Origin of the sequence: Parabacteroides chinchillae, assembly GCF_900108035.1 — a bacterium.
Taxonomy (GTDB): Bacteria; Bacteroidota; Bacteroidia; order Bacteroidales; family Tannerellaceae; genus Parabacteroides; species Parabacteroides chinchillae.
Window position 1 is genome coordinate 13,964 of record NZ_FNVS01000026.1, and the last position, 24,625, is coordinate 38,588.

At 42.2% G+C, this 24,625-nt stretch carries 17 protein-coding genes; 14 read left to right on the forward strand and 3 right to left on the reverse strand.

What is annotated here, in order from left to right; all coding sequences use genetic code 11:
• Positions 1 to 62: 62 nt before the first annotated feature.
• On the reverse strand, positions 63 to 1,106 hold the full coding sequence (locus tag C4S38_RS15285) for a virulence RhuM family protein (protein ID WP_103984427.1): 1,044 nt from the start codon (positions 1,104 to 1,106) through the stop codon (positions 63 to 65).
• A 1,068-nt stretch (positions 1,107 to 2,174) separates the two neighbouring features.
• Here C4S38_RS15285 and C4S38_RS15290 point away from each other — a divergent pair.
• The 11 genes from C4S38_RS15290 (at position 2,175) to C4S38_RS15340 (ending at position 17,013) form a co-directional block, all read left to right on the forward strand.
• The gene (locus C4S38_RS15290; protein WP_103984428.1) at positions 2,175 to 3,119 is read left to right on the forward strand and encodes a tyrosine-type recombinase/integrase; all 945 of its coding nucleotides are present in this window, start codon (positions 2,175 to 2,177) and stop codon (positions 3,117 to 3,119) included.
• Positions 3,120 to 3,717: 598 nt separating this feature from the next.
• Complete coding sequence (locus tag C4S38_RS15295) at positions 3,718 to 4,278, forward strand: DUF3575 domain-containing protein (RefSeq protein WP_103984442.1); 561 nt, start codon at positions 3,718 to 3,720, stop codon at positions 4,276 to 4,278.
• A gap of 7 nt (positions 4,279 to 4,285) precedes the next feature.
• Complete coding sequence (locus C4S38_RS15300) at positions 4,286 to 5,923, forward strand: DUF3868 domain-containing protein (RefSeq protein ID WP_103984429.1); 1,638 nt, start codon at positions 4,286 to 4,288, stop codon at positions 5,921 to 5,923.
• A complete protein-coding gene (locus C4S38_RS15305) occupies positions 5,920 to 6,954 on the forward strand; it encodes a FimB/Mfa2 family fimbrial subunit (protein ID WP_103984430.1) in 1,035 nt (344 codons plus the stop codon). The genes C4S38_RS15300 and C4S38_RS15305 overlap by 4 nt, the downstream gene beginning before the upstream one ends.
• A gap of 84 nt (positions 6,955 to 7,038) precedes the next feature.
• Complete coding sequence (locus tag C4S38_RS15310) at positions 7,039 to 9,765, forward strand: BACON domain-containing protein (RefSeq protein ID WP_160034761.1); 2,727 nt, start codon at positions 7,039 to 7,041, stop codon at positions 9,763 to 9,765.
• Between the two features lie 44 nt (positions 9,766 to 9,809).
• Positions 9,810 to 11,948: an FISUMP domain-containing protein gene (locus tag C4S38_RS15315; RefSeq protein ID WP_103984432.1), complete on the forward strand. Its 2,139-nt coding sequence runs from the start codon at positions 9,810 to 9,812 to the stop codon at positions 11,946 to 11,948.
• Between the two features lie 187 nt (positions 11,949 to 12,135).
• Positions 12,136 to 13,335 (forward strand): RNA-directed DNA polymerase, encoded by a 1,200-nt coding sequence (locus C4S38_RS15320; RefSeq protein WP_099462916.1) that lies wholly within the window; start codon positions 12,136 to 12,138, stop codon positions 13,333 to 13,335.
• A 98-nt stretch (positions 13,336 to 13,433) separates the two neighbouring features.
• The gene (locus C4S38_RS15325; RefSeq protein ID WP_103984433.1) at positions 13,434 to 14,528 is read left to right on the forward strand and encodes a clostripain-related cysteine peptidase; all 1,095 of its coding nucleotides are present in this window, start codon (positions 13,434 to 13,436) and stop codon (positions 14,526 to 14,528) included.
• Between the two features lie 374 nt (positions 14,529 to 14,902).
• Entirely contained in the window at positions 14,903 to 15,187 is a 285-nt protein-coding gene (locus C4S38_RS15330; protein WP_103984434.1) for an HU family DNA-binding protein, read from the forward strand.
• Between the two features lie 2 nt (positions 15,188 to 15,189).
• The gene (locus tag C4S38_RS15335) at positions 15,190 to 16,362 is read left to right on the forward strand and encodes a hypothetical protein (RefSeq protein ID WP_103984435.1); all 1,173 of its coding nucleotides are present in this window, start codon (positions 15,190 to 15,192) and stop codon (positions 16,360 to 16,362) included.
• A 174-nt stretch (positions 16,363 to 16,536) separates the two neighbouring features.
• Positions 16,537 to 17,013, forward strand: coding sequence for a hypothetical protein (locus C4S38_RS15340; protein WP_103984436.1), 477 nt, complete (start codon positions 16,537 to 16,539; stop codon positions 17,011 to 17,013).
• An 88-nt stretch (positions 17,014 to 17,101) separates the two neighbouring features.
• Here C4S38_RS15340 and C4S38_RS15345 read toward each other — a convergent pair whose 3' ends face one another.
• The gene (locus C4S38_RS15345) at positions 17,102 to 18,007 is read right to left on the reverse strand and encodes an Rpn family recombination-promoting nuclease/putative transposase (protein ID WP_103984437.1); all 906 of its coding nucleotides are present in this window, start codon (positions 18,005 to 18,007) and stop codon (positions 17,102 to 17,104) included.
• A gap of 131 nt (positions 18,008 to 18,138) precedes the next feature.
• Complete coding sequence (locus tag C4S38_RS15350; RefSeq protein WP_103984438.1) at positions 18,139 to 18,846, reverse strand: pirin family protein; 708 nt, start codon at positions 18,844 to 18,846, stop codon at positions 18,139 to 18,141.
• A 147-nt stretch (positions 18,847 to 18,993) separates the two neighbouring features.
• On the opposite strand from C4S38_RS15350, the gene C4S38_RS15355 reads away from it, so the two are divergent.
• The 3 genes from C4S38_RS15355 (at position 18,994) to C4S38_RS15365 (ending at position 24,446) form a co-directional block, all read left to right on the forward strand.
• A complete protein-coding gene (locus tag C4S38_RS15355) occupies positions 18,994 to 20,487 on the forward strand; it encodes an IMP dehydrogenase (RefSeq protein ID WP_103984439.1) in 1,494 nt (497 codons plus the stop codon).
• A gap of 95 nt (positions 20,488 to 20,582) precedes the next feature.
• On the forward strand, positions 20,583 to 22,781 hold the full coding sequence (locus tag C4S38_RS15360; protein WP_103984440.1) for an alpha-galactosidase: 2,199 nt from the start codon (positions 20,583 to 20,585) through the stop codon (positions 22,779 to 22,781).
• A gap of 99 nt (positions 22,782 to 22,880) precedes the next feature.
• Positions 22,881 to 24,446, forward strand: a complete 1,566-nt coding sequence (locus C4S38_RS15365; protein WP_103984441.1) for a sulfatase family protein — start codon at positions 22,881 to 22,883, stop codon at positions 24,444 to 24,446.
• Positions 24,447 to 24,625 lie beyond the last annotated feature (179 nt).

Genomic DNA, 24,625 nt, shown 5'->3' on the forward strand with positions numbered 1-24,625 from the left:
TATAAGCAAGGAATTTCAGCGATAGAGGTAACGATTTGACACTAAAGTTGAAAACATCATTTTTAATCGTCTGATTTATCTCGCTTACCTTCAATACGTTTTATTTCTTTGTCAAAGTCGGATTCAAACAGGCGGTCTTGAATAGGACGATATTTTTCAAATTCACTCTCAGCATGTTGCTTGGCAAGAGCTGTAGTAATTTTGCCTGTATTCTGTAATAAATCTCTTCCATTTGCCTGTAGAATTAAATCCAAATGCTTTGCCCAATCAGACATAGAGAGGGGAACATGCCGTTTTGCGTATTCTTCGGCAAAATCCAAATAACCGTTGACGATACGCCCAAGAGATTCCAATTCCGTTTCGGTAAGATAATTTTTGGCTATCGTCACATCTGTTTTTATTATTTTCCCGTTTGGACTTTTCTCCCAAGAAGTCAATCCCATATTTTCTTTGCTGTGGTCGGCTCGTGTGTAAATCAATTCGGCAGCGGTATGTTTATGTACTGCATAGTGCATTTTGTTTTGAACTTTTGCAAAAAATTCTTTGGTCGTGGGTGATTCAGGATTATAATCCATTGCTGTAGCGTATATGTCGGTAATTTTCTGATAAAATCGCCGTTCTGACAAACGGATTTCCCGAATTTCTTCCAAAAGCCGTTCAAAATAATCGTCATCAAGAAAAGCGCCGTTTTCCATTCGTTTTCGGTCTATGAGATATCCCCGCAATGTAAAATCGCGCAAAATCGCTGTTGCCCATTGCCGAAACGCCGTTGCTCGCTTGGAATTTACACGATAACCAACGGCAATAATCAAATCCAAATTATAATGTTTTATCGTTCTGCAAACTTCGCGACTACCTTCTTGTTGAACTACCGAGAAATCCTCGGTAGTTGAAACCTCATCCAATTCACCTTCGGCATAGATATTTTTGAGATGTAAGCCGATATTATCAGTTGAGGTATCGAATAGTAGTCCTATATTTTTTTGCGATAACCAAATGGTGCCGTCTTGCACACGCACTTCTACGCCATCGCCTTTCGACTGATAGGCAAAAGTTAAAAATTCGGCGGTGCTATTGCGAATTTGTAGTTTCTTTTTCTTAGCCATATTCTAATTTTCCTCTTGATAATATGTACACCAACACGAAACGGTTGTAGTGCTTAAATTCATCTTTTCAGCGAGCCATTTGTTGGTTACTTGCTTTTCTGCAAGCACTGCTTTGAGCCTATTAATTGTCTTTGTCTTCATTCTAATTTACACAATATGCAAATTTATCAAAATACTTCGACTATACAAAAGAATTATTTCTTTGTTTTTCAGCATGAAAGAATATTGTAACTCTGTCCTCATCTGGCTTTTTGTTGGTTTCGGATGGCTTTCTGCTCTTTCCTTTTTATCGCCTAAGTCGCTTTTGTCAGCCTTATTATGTTCTGCGCTAAGTCTAATTTTATTTCATACCTTTGCCTTTCATAAAGAGTGGCTTACATCCGGAGTTCCGCAGGTTACTGCTTTCGGAAGTGTGATATGTAAATTCAGTAGCCTACCGGTGGATAACATACGGTTTACCGGTCATGATTCGGGGATAGGGCTTTTATTTTATCAGTTTTTCTGTTTTTTATGGCTTCAGCCTAAGTTCAGTTGCCGTCTGCTTTAGCTGACAGATAAGATAGAGTAGCCTTTTTTAGGCTTCAGCCAAATTTCTTGATAGTTTGGCTGAAGCCATAAAAATAGAACTTGCTTTGTGTATTTTTGTGCTGGTTATTAGGGTGTTTGATGCCGATTTGCTTTATAAAATACATCGTGGATTTAATTACATTTTAATGACATTGTTATATACCCCGGTTTTTGTATAAAAATAATACATATTTTTAGCCCGTAATTTATTGTACTAAAAAGATGGTAGTACTTTATAGTAGGTATTAGTTATAAGTTTGGCTTTGCTTTGCCTGTGAAGGTAGGGCGGCCTTTATTTTATTGTTTTGTTGTTAATCTTGAATTTTCCTGGTATAGGGTATAATATATGTGTTCTTTATAATAATTAAAATCATCCTGATCATTTCTGGAAAACATCCCGATGATTTTTTTAAATCATCGGGATGTTTTATACCGGTGCAACAATGGTTTTGCTTCAGTTGTTTTTCAGTATGTTTTTGTTATAAACTAAATTAATTAATTATGAATAGAGTGAAACAGCGTGAGGCAGGCACAGATGCCTTAGTTTACATGATGTCCCGACAAAAAGTGTTGGAAAGTAATCAACGTTACGGTACTGCCAATCTTTACAGAAGCGCCCATAACCGGTTTGCCAGTTTTATGAAAGGAGGTTCTGTTATGTTGGATAAAATCACGATACAGATGGTGTGTGATTTTGAAGATTTTTTAAAAAAGCAGCGGTTGAGCCAGAATTCAACTTATACTTATATCAGTTGTATCCGTGCTGCTTATCATAGTGCGGTAAGTGAGGGGTTGGTAGCGCTAGGAGTAAATCCGTTTTCGCGTATGCGTATGCGTCCGACACGTACACATAAGCGTGCTATTTCGGCAAAAGAAATCGAAGAAATTGCTATGCTTGTACTAGAGCTGCCTTTTTTATTATTGACGCGCGATATTTTTGTGTTCAGCTATATGGCTAGCGGTATTCCGTTCATAGATTTGGTAAATCTTAAACAGGAAAATATTCAAGGCGACTTTTTGGTGTATTACCGTAGAAAAACGAATGCTCTTATTACCACCCGTCTTACAAAAGGTATGCGTGTAATCATACAGAGATATGCAGGGCAGGGGGTAGATGGTCTTTTATTTCCGATCTTGAAAAGGGTTGATGCATCATATACGGAATATAAGTCGTGTTTAAGGAGGTATAATCGTAATTTGGAAAAGATTTCAAATCTGATGAAAAATCCGGTTAAGCTGACTTCTTATACCGCGCGCCATTCTTGGGCAACAGAAGCTAAACGTCAGAACACGCCGGTTGCCGTTATTGGTGAAGCATTAGGACATACCTCAGAGAAAACAACACGTTTCTATCTGGACAGTTTGGATCAATCTGTATTGGATAAAGCTAATATGCAAATAATCAGGAGGCTTGATGAAATGATACAGAAGAGAAAAAGAGAATGACGCTTATTTATGAAATAAGGGACATCCTCTTTTTTTTATGCTCAAAAACCCTATGAAAGAGTTTACATTTTACCCTACAAAAACGGATATATGCTGCGAAGATAGGTATAAAAATTGAATGTAAAAATTTATCAATAGGATTTTTGGATACTAAAGGTTAAAAAACACCTTTTTTTATAGTTTTTACCTGCGAAATCTACTATTTGAGCCACAAAAGCAATGAAACTTCGGTCATATTAGATAAAGCGTGGGCAGTACCTTTTTTGTGTTTAACATCAATTTACATGATTTCCCCTTTTCTGCAGGCTTAATACTGTAAATATTTGTTTACAAAAAGGTATTATTAGTAAAAAAATAATAAGGGAAAATAACCAAACTACCTAAATTGCCTCTATTTTTTTAATGCTTCATCAATCTTTCACAGAGCATATATTGTAAGCTCTCTCGATAAATATTTTTTTGGGCGTATTTCAAACAAAGTAAACTTTTTGTTTTTGTATGTAATTGATAATCATCATTTTGTGCTTATTGTCCCTTATTTCATAAATAAGAGACATTTATGAAGCGGAATTTTTTTTTATATAAAAAAGAGTATAAAATGCTTAGAGCACTATTGTGGATCATATTATGTATAACCTGTAGCTTGAATGTCTACACCCAGAAGTTAGCTATAAAGACAAATTTAGCTTATTTGGCAACTACCACGCCGAATCTGGGGTTAGAGGTTGCGTTAGGTCGAAAGTTTTCTTTGGATGTTTCGGGCAATTACAATTCCTGGACATTTTTCCCTGATGGGATGAGTCTTCGCCACGTCCTAGTCCAGCCTGAGTTTCGTTTTTGGCCTTGTAAGTCTTTCGAGGGGCATTTTTTCGGTGTCCATGGCCATTGGGCAAAATACAACGTAGGTCAGATCCCATTCATTCCCGATCTGGATAAATATACGTACCGCGGTAACTTTTACGGTGGCGGTGTTTCGTATGGTTACCATTTCGCTATCGGCCGTCGTTGGGGTTTGGAACTCAGCTTGGGGGTGGGTTACGCTTATATGGAATATAATAAATACGTATGTGCGGAATGTGCGGAGTTGATGGGCCGTTACAAGCGCCATTATTACGGCCCCACCAAGTTGGGCATTTCAATAATCTACCTGATACATTGATAAAGATATGGGAATATATATAGTATTATGGCACGCAGATGACACAGATCATACAGATTTGCGCAGATTTCTTTTTAAAGGACATCTATCTGCGTCTATCTGTGGCTGTCTGTGTCATCTGCGTGCCATAATACTGCTCATAGCCTTACTTTTGAGTTCTCCAACAATACATGCCGATTCCAAGAAGACGGTATCGGGTTCGGAGATCGGTATCCGTATTATTCCCCAGCAAATGGCAGTGAGGGACGATAGTGTCCGTATCGACTTAAAGATCATTGCCCATGGCATCCGTATTCCTTCCGAGCAGTCATTAAGCCTTGTCCCCGAGTTGCATTATAAAGGTAAACGCGTCGTTTTGCCTCCTGTTGTATTGTCCGGTAGCCAGCGTGCACGCTTCGACCGTCGTGAGGAAACGGTCGATCCTTCCCGCCGCGGCCTGGACCCTTACCATGTTTGGGTGGGTGTTAAACGTGGCAGCAGTTATAATTTGCGTTACCGCGTGAGTATACCTTATGCTTCGTGGATGGAGCACTCTTCCTTGCTTTTGCGCCAGATAAGTAAAGATTGTTGTACGGAGTTGGTTCTGGCTACGGATGTTTTGACAAAGGATATCAATTTAACTCCTCCTTGTTCCCAGCCTGGCGTTCAGCCGCCGGCATTGGCTTCTGTACCGGCAGTCCGCGTCATCCGCGAGGTGGAGAGTTCCGCATTTTCGGATATGGTAAATTTCCTGATACCGGAGGAGGAGGTTGTTAAAGTCCGTACGTCTTCGGCTACGGCTTATATCGATTATCCCAAGGGCGGTTCGGTAGTCGATCCTTCGTTTGGCAATAATAAACGTGAATTGTCTAAAATAGATGATTTGTTGCAGCCCTTGTTGCAGAATGACCTGGCTCGTTTCCGCCATATTCAGATCACGGGTTATTCATCTCCCGACGGAGCTTATTACGATAACGAGACATTGTCAAAACATCGTAGCGAGGGTTTCAAAAAGTACCTCAGCGGGCATTATGATTTGCAGGATTGCCCTTTGCTCACATCTTGGGTGGGTGAGGATTGGGACGGCCTGCGTAGCCTGGTGGATTCTTCGGGTTTGCCTTATAAAAAGGCGGTAGGTTTCATCATCGACAATTATGGGATATTCGAGGGCAGGGAGCGTTACCTGATGGAACTGGATGGTGGTGCGCCTTATAAGGAGCTCTTAAAAAATTACTTTCCCAAACTTCGGCGAATCGAGTTGATGGTTGCTTATGAGGTAAGGAATGTCAGTGACCGTGAAGCCTCCAAACTGCTTTATACCCATCCGGATTTGCTCAGTTTGGAAGAGATCATGGGCGTGTCCCATTTTTACCGTCCCGGTACTACCCAGTTCCGGGAGGTTTACGAGATAGCTGCCAACCTTTACCCTGACGACGTTACCGCCAGCGTCAATGCTGCCGCCGCCGTTCTTTTGGTGGGCGATACAAAGTCTGCCCGTATGTATCTGGATCGTTTTAAGGATAATCCATTGACGTATAATAATTACGGCGTCTTATGCTTTATCGAAGGTAACCGTGCCGAGGCTGAGTATTACTTCCGCAAGGCCTTGGCGGTTGATGCCCCCAAGGCTCGCGAAAACTTAATGAGATTGGAGGTGAAACGATGAGAATCCAGTCTGTTCATATCGACTTAAAACGCCTCTTGTCTGCGTTTATCTGCGCCCTGCTCTTGCTCCTTCTGTCTTCTTGTAGCTTGGACGGCGAGTTGGAGGAGTGTCGTTACAACGCCCGTCTGGAGTATTGGTATACGGGTAGTGGCACGGCCAATGTTTTGCCGGATTATATCCACAGCATGCAGGAGTTTATTTTTGATGACACGGGTATCCTTCGCCAGGTAAATAACCTGGTAGACAGGAATAAGATACTGTATGGCGAGTTCACTTTGGGTCCGGGTAAATACACATTGGTCACCTGGGCAAATGTAGATACGGCCAGCCACGTAAATGAGTCTGTAATAGGTAAAACCAAACTTTCGGATATGCAGCTTTTTCTGGATAACCCGTACAGTACAATGAAATCGGAATATGCTTACTGGCAGAAAAATGCAGAAAAGCTGTATTACGGTTACACCACATTTTCGGTCAGGGAGCGTGGTGTCAGCCGTCAGCGTATCGATATGGTGCATAGCCATTGCAAATTGAATATCATGGTAAAATGGACAGGTAAGCCTCCTGCCAATACGAATAATTTCGTAATGACTTTGCGTGATGTGCCTTCTTCTTACACATTCAGTCCGGAGTACGAAATTAAAGGTTCCCCCTTATCATACTATGATGAAACGGAAGGTTTGATAACCCGTGCCGGTATCTTTTATTATATCCCCCAGAAGCTGGAAACGCAGGTAGACCACCGTATAGACGTCAAAATGGAAATCACAGGCAGTGTATCGGGCGAGTTTGTCACATACCGCTTAACCAATGATACGCATCCCCTTTTCTGCCTTTATGCCGGGGACACCCCGGTCATCAAGGAGATAGATCTTTGGAAGTATTTCCGTACGATGCAGATCAACCTGGATGAGAACCTTCGCCAGGAGTTCGACCTTGTGGTAGAGGTAGACCCGTCGGGGGGTATCATCGTCTCGTCGGCCGTGGTGATGGACTGGAACGACGGGGGCAGCATAGGCGGGTTTATATAAGAGATGCGTAAGATATATATGGACGTTAATATTGGCGAATGGACATACCCCATATTTACTAATTTATTAATTAATTTTTATGTTATGAAAAAGAAGTATTATTTATTGGCTCTTGCCTCCCTCATGATGGCGGCTTGTAGCGATGACGATTCTCTTTTCACCGGCGGCCCGGAAAACGGGAATCCGGCCGGAAAGACGATTACGTTTGTATTTCCCGGCACAGCCCAGGGAGTAGTGCCTTACGCAGCACTGGCAACAGATGCTGAAAATGAATTGAAAACGCTCGACATCTACGTGTTCGGTGAAGATTCTCTGGCAGCCGATCCTAAGCCAGTGATTTTGAAAGAAATCTTCAGAAGCGGCGAAGCCGGCAACTCGTTTACGCTTACACCGGTAGGAACCTCTTACCAGGCCACGATCTCAGTCTATCCGGGTGAACAGAAAAAGTTCTATTTCGTAGCCAACGGCCGCGACAACCTGTCATTGGATAGCCTGGAACTGGGCGTAACCGACACAACCGCTTTCCTTGCAAAGGCCACCAACACATTGAAGGGACATATCGCATGCCCGTTGTTGATGAGCGGTTCTTTCCCCGAATTAGGTACGATCACAGTGCCGGAAGGTGGTCTGGGTGGAAACCAGGAGGTACATCTTACCCGCCGTATGGCCCGTTTCGACGTGTTGAACTGGTGTGAAGAATCATCTTTCAAGATTAGTGAAATCGTCTTGAAAGATATTCCGGGTAGTAACAGTATTTTTGCACAAGCTACTCCTTATACACCGACGATAGTGGCAAGCCTTCCTATCATAGACTTTACTGCTTACGAAAACAGCAACTATGGTGAGAGCAAGAGTGTATTCTACATGTATCCGGCAATGGCTGTTGAAACACAAAATATCAAATTGTCATTGGTTGGTGAAACTTTGGCCGGTGCGGCTCAGGTTTACAATGTAGAGTTTAAAAAGAACCAGAGTGATGTAAACACGATCCCTGTCCTGGCAAACAACCGTTATTTGTTAAGTATTTTAAATGTAGGTTCGGGTACGTTGGACGCTACCCTGGAAGTTAAAGACTGGCTGGTTGGCGATACGGTTAATTCTGATGTTACCCATGGCACTATCAAACTGAGCGTTGATGCTGCCGGATTAAAAGCAGGCCAGGCATTTGCCGACAATACGCTTTCTTTGCCTGCTGCAACAACCGGTGAAACGGCTGCTGATTCTGTAACTATTAAAGTTGCTGCCGATGAAGAATGGGAACTGGTTAAGCCGGCCGATTGCGACTGGATTGCATTCTCTGTCCTTCCGGGCGATTCTGTAATGAAGTCATTCAAATTGGTTACCCTTACTACAAATCCAAGTAGCAAAGAAGACCGTGTAGGAACTGTCATTGTGAGAAACGTAAAACGTCCGTCTATCAAACAGCCCCTTATTGTAAAACAGGCTCCTAATGCTTCCAGCTATATCGATTTGTCCGGTGCTTTGCTTGCCGGCAACGAGATCAGCTTCTCTGGCGAAAAGATGTCTTCGGACTCTATGAACATCGATGTAACTGTTCCTGACGGAGCAACATGGACAGCTTCAGAGAGCGCAGATTGGTTTAACCTGGCTGACAAAGCCGTTTTGACAAGGGCAGATGCAGGCTTTACGAATAATGATGACGGTAAAACCGGTACAGGTTCGGGTACATTCTCGATTGTTGCCCAGAAGAATGAGACGGATCAGGCACGTATAGACTCTATTAAAATGACTATCTCCGGTCCGGAAGGAGCAGATAAGGTGATTCAGTACATTGTTGTGAAACAGGCTGCCCAGAACATCGGTTCTATCCGTTTGGCTGCGCGTGGTACATTGGTAGACAAGGATGATGCTGCTAACTATAAGATGGATAGTATTCCTGCAACCGGTTTTATTGATGCTGCCGTTGAGGGACAAACAACTGAGGGCGAACGTAAGGTAACGGTTGTTGCTATTTCTGAATGGACTGTTTCTGTTGAAAGTGGTGATGATTGGTTGTCTGTTTCAAAAAGCAAGACTCTTGTAGATGGTAATAATGGCTATTTTGGTATAACAGCTGCTACTAACAGTACCACAACTCCGCGTACAGCCGTTTTGAAGGTTGCCAATACAACAAAACCAACGGAAGTTTACAAAACAATTACCATTACCCAGAAAGCAGGTACTGCTGCTGCCCCGGCTATAACGGTGGATGAAACACCTCTTGCCTTCACAGCTACCGAAACTGCAATGGATACAAAGACTATCAGTGTAGTCTTGGGAGACCCGGCAAACACTTGGACTGCTGCTTTGGCAGGTACCGGTTTTTCATTAGGTGGTTCTTATATTGCTGTAACAGGTAATGGCGACTTTACTGTAGCTCCGGATGCAGCCAATGATACCTATAAAGCAAAAACAGCATCTATTACTGTTACGGAATCAGCAGGAAGCACGACAAAAACAATCGCAGTTTCTCAACCAGCTGGAAAGACGGTTCCGTCTTTTGCAACAACAACAGGTTCTGTTGCTGTTGACGGTACAGGTTTAGATATTTCTACAATAGTTGTTAGTGGCGATGTAGAAAATATTTCGGATTGGACGGTTTCTGTTGTAGACGGAAGCGATAACGTTACTCCTGTTACATGGCTAACTGCTACACTGGATAGTACGTCTCAATTGGCAGTTTCTATGGCCTCCGGTGGTGATGAAGTAAATAGCACAGGTGCAGAACGTACAGCTGTTATCAAGTTGGTTAATACGACTGACAATACGGTTGTTTCTAACACGATTACAGTAACACAGGCCGGTTCTTAATCTTGAAAAGAGATAAAATATAAACAATAAAAACAGATAAAGCAATGAAAAAGAAATTTATAGCTTTAGCAGCCCTTTTGATGGTTGGGCTCTCTTCGTGTCAGGACGAAGAGATTATCAGGAATAATCCTGAGTTTGTAGAAAATGGGTATGGCGCCTTGAAGATCGCAATGACTCATAATGGAGCTTCTACAAAAGCAGTGGGAGATGTTGTTCCAAATGACGTAGCCTTTAAGGAAGAGAAGGAAATAAAGAGTGTAGCTTTCATCGTAAAAACGGAAACGGTAGGCGCAGATGCCGGTACGTATAACTATTACCTGAGCGAAGAAGACTTGCTTTCGCCTAACGGTTTTACCGAACCTCTTACTTTGCAGGATCCGGGTGCCGGCGACAGCACGTACACTTGCCAGATTAAGGTAAAGAGTCTGGGTTGGGGTACTCCTAAGGTACTGGTAATTGCCAATTATAAGGAAAATGGAGTGGATATTGCCGACATTGTTGGTAGTACGGATTGGGTTGACCTGCCTTCAGCATTGATGAGTGCACAGTTAACAGCGGGTCCTTCTACTCCGTTACTGATGTTCGGTAAGATCGATAATCTGGCAACCTGGACAACTCAAGGAGGTGGCCTGGCTGCCGAAACTATCAAGATGGAGCGTCTGGTATCGCGTATCGATATTAAAAATTATGCTTATGATGCAGATGCCAGTAAAGCCTTTATCCTTGAATCTGCACAGATTTTAAATCCGAAACAGTATTCTTTTATTATGGATACAAAAACGGATGCTGAGATCAATGCGGTTCCTACGGTTACGGAATTTCCTGCTAATACAAAAGTTGTTACCACTACTATCCAGATCCTGGACAGTCTTTATACTTACGAAAACACCAATGATGCTGTTAATACTACAGTAACTGCATTACAGGTGAACGGTAAATATCGTGGTGCAAAGATGTCAAAATTGATAACGTTTAAGAAAGCGGATGGCGTAGGTACGGTTGGTGATCCTATTGCATTGGCACGTAATACCCGTTATGTTGTAAATATCAATCCATCGAAAGATTCTACAGATATTGTTTGGGATATAAAGGTAGACGACTGGACAGTATCCGATACAATTACAGTAGAACCTTCTTTCCCTGTTCCAACATTGAAGGACCTTAAACTGGATGGCACTGATATTACTGATAAAGTTATAGATGCGGTAGCAAATGCCGGTAAAAAGGTAACATTCACCTCTTCAGCTCCTCAGGCAAGTACTTATACGGTTAAATTTAAGTATAATACTACCGGAAGTTCTATTAATTGGGACAACGGGAAGTATAAGAATGAGATTGTACAGGGTGCTCCGGTTGTAACTTATGCCACAGAAGAAGCCAGTGTGACTCGTACTTATGAACTTACTATACCTGCTCAGGATTCTATCAAGGTTCCTTTGGATGCTTATGTTATTATTCAGAATGGTAGTGTAGCGGATGCATGTGATACTATTACATTGCGTTATTTCCCTAATTATGAGGGTACAAGTCTTAGTCCGGTTATGTATAAAGGTCAGTATTGGGCTCCGGTAAACGTGGGAGCTACTCAGGTTCCTACAAGTGTAACAACTACTTGGAATTTGGCTACTTGCGGTTATCTTTACCAGTGGGGTAGAAAGGCTCCGTTCAGTTATAATGGTTCGGGAGATATGGCTCCTGACGGAACGTTCCCAACTTATGTTGAAGCTACTGCAGAAAGTTATGAGTATGCTGATAAGTTTATTAAGGGTAAATCTGATGCTGATTATTCATGGTTCAGTGATTATAAGGGAAGTCTTTCTCCTGTATTGAGTGTTGGCGATAATGCTTGGCCTCGCGATCAGCAGCCTTGTCCTGCCGGTTGGCGTGTTCCTACGAAGGCAGAGTTGGATCCTATTATGACTGAAGCAAACGGTTCTAACAAGATGAATGGAACTAATAAGGTTTGGATGGCTGCAGAGAATGCAAACTTCGTTCTGCCTGCTGCAGGTTACCGTAACGGCAGTGACGGTAGTTCCAACAATCTGGCTTCCAACGGCAACTATTGGTCATCTACACTTTCTACGGCAGGTGGATCTCCCCGTCTGTACTTCAGCAGTAGTAGTGCCAATATGAATGAGAGCAGCCTTGCGAACGGTTATTCCGTCCGTTGTGTCCAAGAATAAAAAAGGGAGGCGAATTGCCGACCGCATTCGATTGATTCGATTGATTTGATTCTTTGCTACCCGGCGCTTTAAGCGCCGGGTTTTCATAAACCGCCGTAAGGCGGTCGAATTCGTAAGGTAATTTAGGGCATAACTAAGAAAAAAGTTACATTTGCCCGGATAAACCGGAAAATAGAATAAAGAAAAGATGGAACTGATTGAAGATGTTTTCAAAGCCTATTATGATGCAAGGAAAGGCAAACGTAATTCGGCTAACCAGCTCCGGTATGAAATGAACCTGGAAGAAAACCTGGTTGAACTTTATCATGAGATAAAGGAACGCCGCTATCGGGTGGGGCGCAGCATCTGCTTTATGGTAGACTATCCGGTAAAGCGTGAGGTTTTTGCCGCCGATTTCAGGGATCGTATTGTCCATCATCTTTTGTTTAACTATATTTCTCCTATTTATGAACGTATTTTTATAGACGATTGCTATTCTTGCAGAAAAGGAAAAGGGACATTGTATGGTGTGAGACGCCTGGAAAAACATATCCGTTCCTGTTCGTTGAATTATACACGTGATTGCTACATATTGAAATTGGATCTGGCGGGATATTTTATGAATATAAACCGGCAGAAACTGTATGATATAATGATGAAGACGCTTAACAAATATGAATATCTTGCCATGCCTGATGGAATACATTGGGGCGATTCGGATGAATTTGAATTGGTGAAATATTTGCTGCCGTTGGTGATTATGAATGACCCGGTAAAGAATTGTTTCCGTAAGGGTTCATGGTCTGAATGGGAAGGTTTACCTCCATCGAAAAGTCTTTTTCATTCGCCTGAAGGATATGGATTGCCTATTGGCAACCTTACTTCACAGTTGTTCAGTAATATTTATCTGAATGAGTTTGACCAATATGTAAAACGGACCTTGTGCATGAAACATTACGGGCGGTATGTGGATGATTTTTTTATTGTACACACCGACAAACGTTTTTTGCTTTCTCTGGTTCCGGTTATCCGTGAATATTTATGGGAAAATCTGGATATAACTTTGCATCCGAAAAAAATAGTGTTGCAACCTTATCAGAAAGGAATTAATTTTCTGGGTGCGGTGGTTAAACCGTATCGGACATATATTCATAACCGTGCAAAACGTAAATTTAAGAATGAATTGTATTTGTGGGAGAAGAAACTGGCAAATAATCCGAATCCGCCAAAGTATCTTTTACTGCAGATGCGTGCTTCAATTAATTCATACCTGGGTATTATGCAACATTTCCGAACCATGAATCTGAAGCGTAGAATTTTATCCGATCGTCCGTTAATCTATAAGTATGGTTATTTCAATAACCGGATGGGAAAATATATATTACTGAAAGAAAACCTTAAATTTTAGTAGTTAAGAAGTTAAGTAGTTAAAGTAGTTAAGTGGTTTTGCTTGACTGGTGATTTTTCACACTTTTTTAAATCAATTATCATATAAACTGTGTGTGTATGTACCGTAATATAGTACTCATAATCATTCTTTTCGGTCTGTTTTCATGTACAGAGGAGCGTCCTGTCGAGGTTCCTTCCGCCCGCCGTACCGTCCTGGTTTATATGTCGGGTGATAACAATCTGAGCGACGAAACCTACACGAAGATAGACAGCATAACGGCCGGTTGGCATAACCGGCAGGATAACCTGTTGATTTACCAGGATGCCCGTGGCGAAAAGGGCACTCCTTCCTTAATGCGCGTCATAGCTAATGATACCAAACCTTATACAGAAGTAATAAAAGAATATCCTGAGGACAACTCGGCTTGTACGGATGTTTTCTCGGAAGTGATACACGATGCCTTGTTTTTATATCCAGCCCCCGGTTACGGTCTGGTTGTTTTCAGCCACGGAACAGGGTGGCTGCCCGAAGGGATGTTTGCCCGTCCGCGTTCCATCATGGATGACAACGGCCGGGAAATGGAGATTGCAGACTTTGTCCGGGCGATTCCCGACCATACGTTCGACTTCATTGTCTTGGAGGCTTGCCTTATGTCCGGTGTGGAGGTGGCTTACGAGTTGCGCAATAAGGCGGATTACCTGGTTGCCTCTTCGGCGGAGATACTCAGCCCCGGTTTTACCCCTGTTTACCCTGAACTGATCAATTACCTTTTTGAGCCGGAGGCCAATTTAAAGGGTTTTGTTCGCAGCTATTATGAGTATTGTAATACGCTTCCGGGCGTTTACCGCAGTGCAACGATGAGCCTTATCAATTTGAGCGCCATGGATGATTTGGCGGTGGCGGCGCGTTCGGCGTTGATAAATCCTGCGACGGTGGATATAAATAAGGTGCAGTGTTTCGATTGGAGCGGCCATAAGCTGTTTTTCGACTTTGGAGATTATATGGAGCAGGTAAATCCGGATTTGTATCCTTTAGTAGAGTCTGCTTTGAATAAGGCGGTCGTTTATAAAGTCTCGACGCCTTCATTCGTGAATATCCCTATCCGTCATTACAGCGGTTTGACAACCTATATAGAGCAGCCCGGATACCCGGAACTGAATAAGTCTTATAGGGAAACGAGATGGGGGATTCAGTTGGGGGTTGATAAGTGACAATTCGGTTGATAGTTTTGTTGGCTTTAGCCTCAGTTTAGTTACCGTCGGTTTTAACCGACGGATGTAGATGCATCTACATCTACATCTCAATGGCTTTAGCCAAACCTTTTTTAATTTGGCTAAAGCCAATAAAAAGAGCCTTCTTTAGTCCGTCCGCTGAAGCAGACGGCAATTGAAACCAGGCTAAAGCCATGAAGATAGCATTTTAATTAATCCGTCCGCTGAAGCAGACGGCAGCTTAGGCTAAAGCCAATGAAGATAGAGTTATAAAGGAGGCTGTCAGGCAGAAGCTATCAAGATAAAGTTTGGTTGCTGAACAAATAAAGAATTGTAAACAAATAAAGAATTACAAACAATTAAATATTGAGAATATGAACAAGACAGAGTTAACAAAACAGATTGCGGAAACGTTAAATATACCGCATACCGAGTCGATCCGTTACTTTAATGCTCTGCAGGAGGTGTTGACATCGGAGTTGGAACGTGAGGGTACCATCATCCTGCAAGGTTTCGGAACCTTTACTCCGTGGCGCCAGAACGAACGCCCTGGACGTAACCCCCAGAACGGCACCCCATGTGTTATCCGCCGGCGCCTGAGTGTGAAGTTCAAACCGGGTAAGTATTTGTTGGAGGCTATGAATGCGAAAGGGCAATGAGGATGAAGATACACTTGATAGAAGGTCTTGCAGGTTTGGGGATTCTGTTTACCCTGTCGTCATGCGGGAGTATGCAGGATCTTTCCACAGTTGAGAAAGAGAATACATTGCCGGTGGTGAAAGGTACATCTTCATTGTACCGCCAGGCGGAGATACCCCTGTTGCAGGTGGATGCTTCCGCCATTTACCGCCAGATGTTGAGTTATGTTACTCCCGTCCCGGAGTCTCCTTCCGCTCCGGTAACGCAAACGGAGCAGTTGACGGCTTATATCGATTTCCCGGCAGGAGGTGTAACGGTTAATCCCCGTTATGGCAATAACCGGGCAGAGTTGGAGAAGTTGCGCGAACGTCTCGGCCGGCTTTCCGGTTTTCCGGCTGGCCGTGTCCAATCCATCGGGTTAAAAGGTTTCGCTTCTCCCGATGGTAATACAAAGGAGAATGAACGCTTGTCCGGCAGCCGTGTCGTTCAGTTCAAGGATTATCTTGTCAAACAGTTCGGTTTGCCTGATAACGGTTTGATCCAAATCTCCTGGGAGGGGGAAGATTGGGCAGGTTTGGGTCGTTTGCTTTCTTCTTCGGATAAGAAGTATAAGGGGCAGGTTCTATCGATCCTGTCGGAGACTTCCGACGGTGATATGCTCCGTAAACGTATCAAAGCGCTGGATAAAGGTTCGGTCTATAAGGATATCGAGAAGACATTCTTTTCAAAATTACGCCGTATGGAGTTATCTGTAACGTGCGAGTCGGAGGGTATGCAGCCTTCTTCTTCCGGTATGGATTTTGCCTTGTTGTCTTCACAATATAACTCGTCTCCCGATAAGTTGGGCTTGAATGAGTTGTTAAGTTTGGCATCATTGTATCGTCCCGGTACGGAGCAGTACCGGGAGGTCTACGAGTTGGCTGCTTACCGTTTCCCTTCCTGTCCGGAGGCTCAGTTGAATGCGGCTGCTGCTTCGTTGTCAATGGGTGATAGTGAATCTGCCCGTTTCTTCTTCCAGTCAGTCGAGAATGATCCCCGCTCATGGAATAACCTGGGTGTATTGTCATTGATGGATGGTGATGTTCCGGGCGCATTGTCTTACTTCCGTAAGTTTATCCCCCAGAACCCCCGTTTGGCTCGCCAGAACATGGAGCTGGCTAAACAGTTGACAGGTGACAATTCAGTTGACAGGTGAGAGTTGATTTATGTAAGAGATGGAATATCATTAGTTTCAGGTCTATAAAGATTGTTGTAATCAGCCGGTTTTCCCTGCCTAAGATATAAAAGGGGCAGGGGAGCCGGTTTTGTTATTTATTTCAAAGCCGGCCTTTTGTGCCGGAGGGATAAACATTCCCCCTCCGCCAAAAGAATGAAAAACGAGTTTAAACGTTTACAGGGGTTATTCGGTGTTGCCACTCCTACCGTCCGCCTTTTTGAGGCACGGATGAAGTTAGTATCTCCAAAAGACCGCCGTGGATGGGAACTGTTGATCTGCCGCCTTGCTTTCGGTTATTACGACCACCTTCCTAAACGGTACCGTAAGTTTATCATCCGTTATCTTGTTCATGACCGTGCGTGTTACGTGCGTTATCTGAATGAGCATACGCCTTTAGGTAGTTTGCGTTATCCCTTGACTCATCCCAAATTATTTTTGAAAATGGTTCATTTGCTGGAAAGCGATAAGGAAGGAGGCCGGATGTCATATTTGCATCTGGCTTCTTTTTTGCTTATAGCTTTCCCTATCAAGAACACCCTCCGTACGCTTGCCGAATATCTTCGTACCTACCGCCATACGCCGGAAGAATTGCTTCAATTACTAGGTAAGACCGAAATCTGGGAGGATTAAATGGGGGTCAGTAGTTAAAGTAGTTAAGAATAATATGCTATTTCTACTTGACTACTTTAACTACTGATTCGCATTATAAATGCGAATATTATAGAGTGTTAATCTCCTCTTGCGTAAGCCCTGTTACTTTGGCAATATTTTCAATAGGTATTCCAAGGTCTTTCATGCCACGGGCGGCAGTGAGAAGTCCTTCGGCTCTGCCTTCTGCTTTACCTTCCATCTTACCTTTCTCAATACCTTCGGCAAGTCCTTCGGCTCTGCCTTTTTCTTCACCTTCTTTGCGCCCTTGTCTTTTTGCGGAGTTTATTGTGCCGTAGTAGTCTCTGTATATTTTGAGCGCCTCGTCATACCGGGCACGCTCTTTCTCGTCCAGCTTGCTGACATCGGCAATGTCGAGCAATTTGTCGAAGACGGCTTTCTGCGCATTGAAAGGCATTCTGTCAAATGTGTCCATGTGTTTTAATATATAAATCCAACGTTCAAAATCTGTTTTACATTCGTCTTGCTCCAAGGTAAAGTAAGGCATTGACAGGTATATCTGTCTGAACTTCTTGTTTATTGCTTCACCTGTAGCACGATCTGCCAATATTACATCTGTCCTGAACGAAACAAACGGTGGAATAATAAAGTTCAGGAAATAGATTCCGTACACCGGAAAGATCTCATATTCCCAATCTTTCCCTTTTATTCCCTGCCGGGTAACAGAGCGGCACAGGTAGTACAAACTTCTGTCCAGGAAGAAATCCTGGTATTGGTTCTGCATTTCAATTATGAAATAAGCCCCGTTTGTTTCCCTGCAGAGGATATCAAAGATTACCACTCTGCCGTTTGCCATTTCCGGCATATCTTCCTTATCCATAAAGGATATGTCGGCTATATGCCTTTCTCCGACCAATAAATCGTTCAGGAACGCGATAAGTACATCCTTACTGATCTCCCTTCCGAATATATGCTTGAAGCCAATATCCGTAAACGGATTGATAAATTTCCCCATAGTTGTCTGGTTTTGATGGTTCGCTACCCAATAGCAGGCAGTGAGGCAAAGGTAAGGATTTATTGTTGAAATGGCTCGTATAAGTAGATATATTATAAATGCTAATATTATAAAGAGATCGATATAAATTATTATTCGTATGGAACTTCTATAAGCAGTACTTTTGACTTTTTCAGTACTTCGATAATAATATGATCGGTATCCCAAAAGCCGGCTCCGTCACGCTTGGATAAGGTCGTGTTACTTATTTCGACTTCACCTTCGATAACAAAGACGTATACGCCGTTGTTTTTATGATGGAGTTTGTATTCCTTTACCTGGCCTGCATCCAATGTTCCTAAAGAAAACCATGCGTCTTGATTGATAGATGCCGGAATTTCGCCGTCTGGTGCTATAATCAGGCTCAACTGGTTTTCTTTTAAAAAAGGACGGATGTCGTAGCTCCCGTATTTTGGAGGCGTATTTTCTTTTCGGGGGATTACCCATATCTGTAAAAATTCAAGCCGTTCATCGGCACTATCATTAAATTCGCTATGAATAATACCGGTACCGGCGCTCATTACCTGAATATCTCCGGGGGTGATGACTTCGCTGTTTTTTATACTGTCTCCATGACGCAAATAACCATGCAGGGGGATGGAGATCACTTCCATATTTTTGTGCGGATGCATATCGAAGCCTTCGCGTGGGGCAACGGTGTCGTCGTTTAACACACGTAACATTCCAAAATGTACGCGTTTGGGATTATAATAGTTTGCAAAACTGAATGTATGATATGTTTTTAGCCAGCCGTGGTTGGCGTATCCTCTAGTGTTGGCTTTGTCTACAACTTGTTTCATAAGCTTTCTTTCTGATTTAATTAATTTATTAATAGAACAACCGGGCAACAATAAAAGTTTTTAACATGAAAGAACCCATATATAAGCGGAAATAATTACATTTGCACAATTATTTCTTATCATCCAGTAAATATATAATAGAATCTTATGGCAATCTACTTAAACGATGTTTCGAGAACATTTGGAGAATATTTGCTTATTCCGGGTTTAACCACGAAACAATGTATACCGACTAATGTTTCTTTAAAAACTCCGCTGGTAAAGTTTAAAACCGGAGAACATGCTGCGATTGAGCTGAATATTCCTTTGGTTTCGGCTATTATGCAATCGGTATCGGGTCCTGAACTTGCTATCGAACTGGCACGTAACGGAGGACTCTCTTTTATATTCGGTTCGCAGCCTATTGAAAGCCAGGCTGAGATGGTACGTAAAGTAAAGAAGTTTAAAGCCGGTTTTGTTATAAGCGATTCAAACCTTACTCCTGAACAAACTTTGGCTGATGTGGTAACATTAGTGAATAAAACAGGACATTCTACTATAGGTGTGACCGATGACGGAACACCGAACGGTAAACTACTGGGGCTTGTTACCAGTCGCGACTACCGTGTTGAAAAGGATTCCTCGGAAAAGAAGGTGAAGGATTTCATGACACCTTTTTCCAAATTGATAGTTGGAGAATTGGGCATGACCCTGAAAGAGGCTAACCAGATTATATGGGATCATAAATTAAATACATTGCCTATTATCGATAAAAACCAGAAACTGCAATATTTTGTATTCCGTAAAGACTATGACAATCATCGCGATAATCCGCTGGAACTGTCTGGTGCGGATAAGAAATTGTTGGTTGGTGCCGGTATCAATACACGTGATTATAAAGAACGTGTTCCGGCATTGGTAGAAGCTGGTGTTGATGTTTTATGTATCGACTCGTCGGATGGCTATTCCGAATGGCAGAAGGAGACACTTGCATGGATAAAAGGGCAATACGGAGATAAAGTATTGGTTGGCGCCGGAAATGTGGTAGATCAGGAAGGTTTTAATTATCTGGTGGAGGCAGGCGCTGATTTTATAAAAGTAGGTATTGGTGGCGGTTCTATCTGTATTACCCGCGAACAGAAAGGCATTGGTCGCGGACAGGCAACTGCTTTGATCGATGTGGCTCAGGCACGTGATGCTTACTTTAAGAAACACGGTGTTTATATTCCTATATGCAGTGACGGTGGCTTAGTACACGATTACCACATGGTGCTTGCTTTGGCTATGGGAGCGGATTTTCTGATGATGGGACGTTATTTTGCCCGTTTTGACGAATCTCCGACGAAAAAACTGAGAATTGGAAACAATTTCGTGAAAGAATACTGGGGAGAAGGTTCAAACCGTGCAAAGAACTGGCAGCGTTATGATATGGGTGGCAGCGAATCTCTTAAATTTGAAGAGGGTGTTGACAGCTATGTCCCTTATGCCGGAAAGATGAAAGATAATTTGAATGTTACTTTAGGGAAAATGAAAGCAACAATGTGTAGTTGCGGTTCCGTTACAATTGAGGAATTGCAAAAATACTCCAAAATAACGTTGGTATCTTCAACCAGTATTGTGGAAGGCGGTGCACACGATGTTATCCTGAAAGAACAAAACTAATAGAAAGATTTTTTTACAAACGCCCGACTGGATTCCGTGGATAATGGTATCGAGCCGGGCTTTTAACGCAAATATATACTATTATTATTATCACCATGAAAAAGACAAATTTCATTGTTTTTCTTTTCTTGCTTTGTATGGCACAGATGAGAGCAGCGGAACAAAGGCCTATCCGTATATCCACTGCTGAGACTGATTTGATTTTGAGGGTTGCTCCTAATGGACGTGTTTATCAGTCATATTTGGGAAGTCGTTTGTTGAATGAATCGGAGTTTGCCAATCTTCCGTTATATGTCCGGTCGGGTTCGGATGATGCCGTTTCGACCCGTGGATGGGAGATATATCCTTGTTCAGGGGCTGAAGATTATTATGAACCGGCTTTTGGTATACAGCATAATGACGGGAATATGACGAGTATATTCCGTTTTGTGTCCAGCGAGGTAAAGAAGCAGGATGATAATGTTACCGAGACTATTATCACGATGAAGGATGATGTATATCCTGTAAGTGTAAAGATGCATTATCTTACTTATGCGAAAGAAAATATTATTAAAACGTGGACGGAAATAAGCCATAGTGAAAAGAAGCCGGTTTCTATCTTCCTGTATGCTTCCAATATGCTATATTTTGAAAGTCCGAAGTACTATCTTACCGAGTTTTGCGGTGACTGGGCTAAGGAAATGGGTATGACTAGCCAGGAGTTAAAATTCGGTAAGAAAATTATTGATACAAAACTAGGGTCTCGTGCAGCCATGCAATCTTATCCGTTTTTCCAGTTGGGATTAGGGGATGTGGTTCGTGAGAACGAAGGTGATGTACTGATGGGCACGATTGGCTGGACAGGAAATTTCCGTTTTACATTTGAAGTGGATAATATGAATAATATTCGTATTATATCCGGTATTAATCCGTACGCATCTAATTATGAATTGAAGCCGAATGAAGTATTTGTTACACCTGAATTTATCTTTACGTTGAGTAATCAGGGTGCAGGAAAGGCTAGCCGCAGTTTTCATGACTGGGCTCGTAATTACCAGGTGAAGAGAGGAAAAGACGATCGCCTTACTTTATTGAATAACTGGGAATCTACAGGTTTTAATTTCGACGAAAAGAAGCTGGAAGAAATTATGGTAGAAGCCAAGGATCTGGGTGTGGATTTGTTTTTGCTGGATGATGGCTGGTTTGGTAATAAGTATCCCCGTGTTAATGACCGTGCCGGTTTGGGTGACTGGGAAGTAATGAAGAGCAAACTTCCGAACGGTATTCCTAATTTGGTAAAAGCAGCAAAAGATGCAGGCGTGAAATTTGGTATCTGGGTTGAGCCGGAAATGGTGAATCCGAAAAGTGAGCTGTTTGACAAACATCCAGACTGGGCGATCCGTCAGCCGAATCGTGAAACCTATTATTATCGTAACCAACTGGTTCTTGATTTGAGTAATCCGGAGGTGGAAGATTATGTATTCGGGGTAGTAGATAAGCTGATGACTGAGAATCCTGAAATAGCGTTCCTGAAATGGGATTGCAACAGCCCGATTACAAATATCTATTCTCCTTATTTAAAAGGAAAACAAAATCAGCTATATGTTGATCATGTTCGCGGCGTAATGAATGTCTTTAAGAGGGTAGCCGAAAAATATCCGGACTTGTATATGATGATTTGCTCAGGTGGAGGCGCACGTTGCGATTATGGTGCTTTGAAATATTTTACAGAATTATGGTGTAGTGATGATACGGATCCGTTTGAACGATTGTATATTCAATGGGGATTTTCTCAGTTCTTCCCATCTAAGGTGATGTGTGCCCACGTAACAAGCTGGAATTGGAAAACAAGTGTGAAGTTTCGTACGGATGTGGCTATGATGTGCAAGATGGGATTCGATTTGGGTCTGAAAGAATTAAAACCGGATGAATTGACTTTTTGCCAGCAAGCGGTGAAAAATTTCAATCGCCTGAAACCCGTTATCCTTGAAGGTGATTTTTATCGTCTGGTTTCTCCTTATGAATCTAACCATACGGCTGTTATGCATGTAAGTAAGGATAAAAATGCAGCGTTACTCTATGCGTATGATCTTCACCCTCGTTATGCAGAGAAACTTTATCCTGTTAAGTTACAGGGATTAGACCCTGAAAAGAATTATAAACTGGAAGAGATTAACCTGATGCCGGGAGCCAAATCAACATTGGCGGATAACGGAAAGGTATTCAGTGGCGATTATCTGATGAAAGTGGGCTTGCGTGTCTTTACGATAGCCGAAGCGAATAGTCATGTGGTTGAAATTAAATGTTGTGACTAAATACCTACTATATACGGTCTGCAGGTAAATTTTGCCTGCAGACCGTTCGTTTTTGGCCGAAAAACTTTTGAAGGAATAAAATCTAGATCTAAATAAATAATGAAGAATAATGAACTTGTGCTATTTGCTGGTGTTGTTACTATATCGGTTACCTCATGTAATCTGAAAGAGAAATCGAAAGAACAGATAAAACCAATGAATATCGTCTATATAATGACAGACGATCACACGGCACAGATGATGAGCTGTTATGATAAACGCTATGCTTATACACCGAATCTGGACCGGATTGCCCGGGACGGAGTGAAATTTACCAATAGTTTTGTTACCAACTCATTGAGTGGCCCTAGCCGGGTCTGTATGATTACCGGAAAATTCAGTCATAAAAACGGTTTTACCGATAATACGAATTGCGTGTTTGACGGTTCGCAGCAAACCATGCCTAAATTATTGCAGAAAGCAGGCTACCAGACAGCTATTATTGGGAAATGGCATTTGGAAAGTTTGCCTACCGGATTTGATTACTGGAAAATTGTTCCGGGACAGGGTAATTATTATAATCCGGATTTTATTACTTTGAATAATGATACAATCCGTAAACATGGCTATCTGACCAATCTTATTACGGATATGAGTTTGGATTGGATGGAGAATAAACGGGATAGTAGCAAACCGTTTTGTCTGTTTATTCATCATAAAGCACAGCATCGTAACTGGATGGCTGACACTTGTAACCTGGCATTGTATGAAGATAAAGAATTTCCTTTGCCGGTTAGTTATTATGATGATTATGAAGGGCGTCTTGCTGCAGTGGCACAGGAGATGAGTATCATTAAGGATATGGATCTTATTTACGATCTGAAAATGTATCGTAAGGATAAAAACAGTCGTCTGAAAAGTACTTACGAAGGAATTTACGGACGTATGGATTCTGCACAGAAGGCTGCTTGGGATGCGTTTTATGATCCGATTATTGAAGATTTCTATAAAAAGAATCTGCAAGGAAAAAAGCTGGCGGAATGGAAATTCCAACGTTATATGCGGGATTATTTAAAGACGTTGAAGTCGTTGGACGATAATGTAGGCCGGGTACTTGATTATTTGGATGCTGCCGGATTGTCGGAAAACACATTAGTGGTTTATACTTCCGATCAGGGTTTTTATATGGGAGAACATGGCTGGTTCGATAAACGCTTTATGTATGAGGAATCTTTTCATACGCCTCTGGTTATGCGTTTGCCGGGTGGAAAGAAAGGCGAAATTGTCCAATTTGTTCAGAATATAGATTATGCTCCTACTTTTCTGGAATTAGCTGGCGTTCCGGTTCCCGAGGATATACAGGGAGAGTCTTTGCTGCCTTTACTGAGAGGAGAAACTCCTGCAGACTGGCGTAAATCTATATATTATCATTATTATGAATATCCTGCAGAACATATGGTGAAACGTCATTATGGGGTACGTACGGATCGTTATAAATTGATTCATTTTTATAATGATATTGATGAATGGGAATTATACGATTTGCAGGAAGATCCGCAAGAGATGCATAATTTGTATGGAAAACCGGAATATAAGGAAGTGGCAAGAGAATTGTTGGAAGAGCTGCAAAGGCTTCAGAAACAGTATGATGATCCTATAGAGGCTGAATTGGTCGAAAAAAAGTGAAAAACTTTTCTGTTTTTTTTGGGCGAAAAACTTGTGAGTTAAAAATAAGTCCTTACCTTTGCACCCGCAATCGAAAGAAAGCGCACGAGTTCTTTGAAAGATTTACATACAACAAGTAGTACAAGTATTATACAGACATTAGATGTTTGTTTTATAGAATAATAATACCGTCAATTACT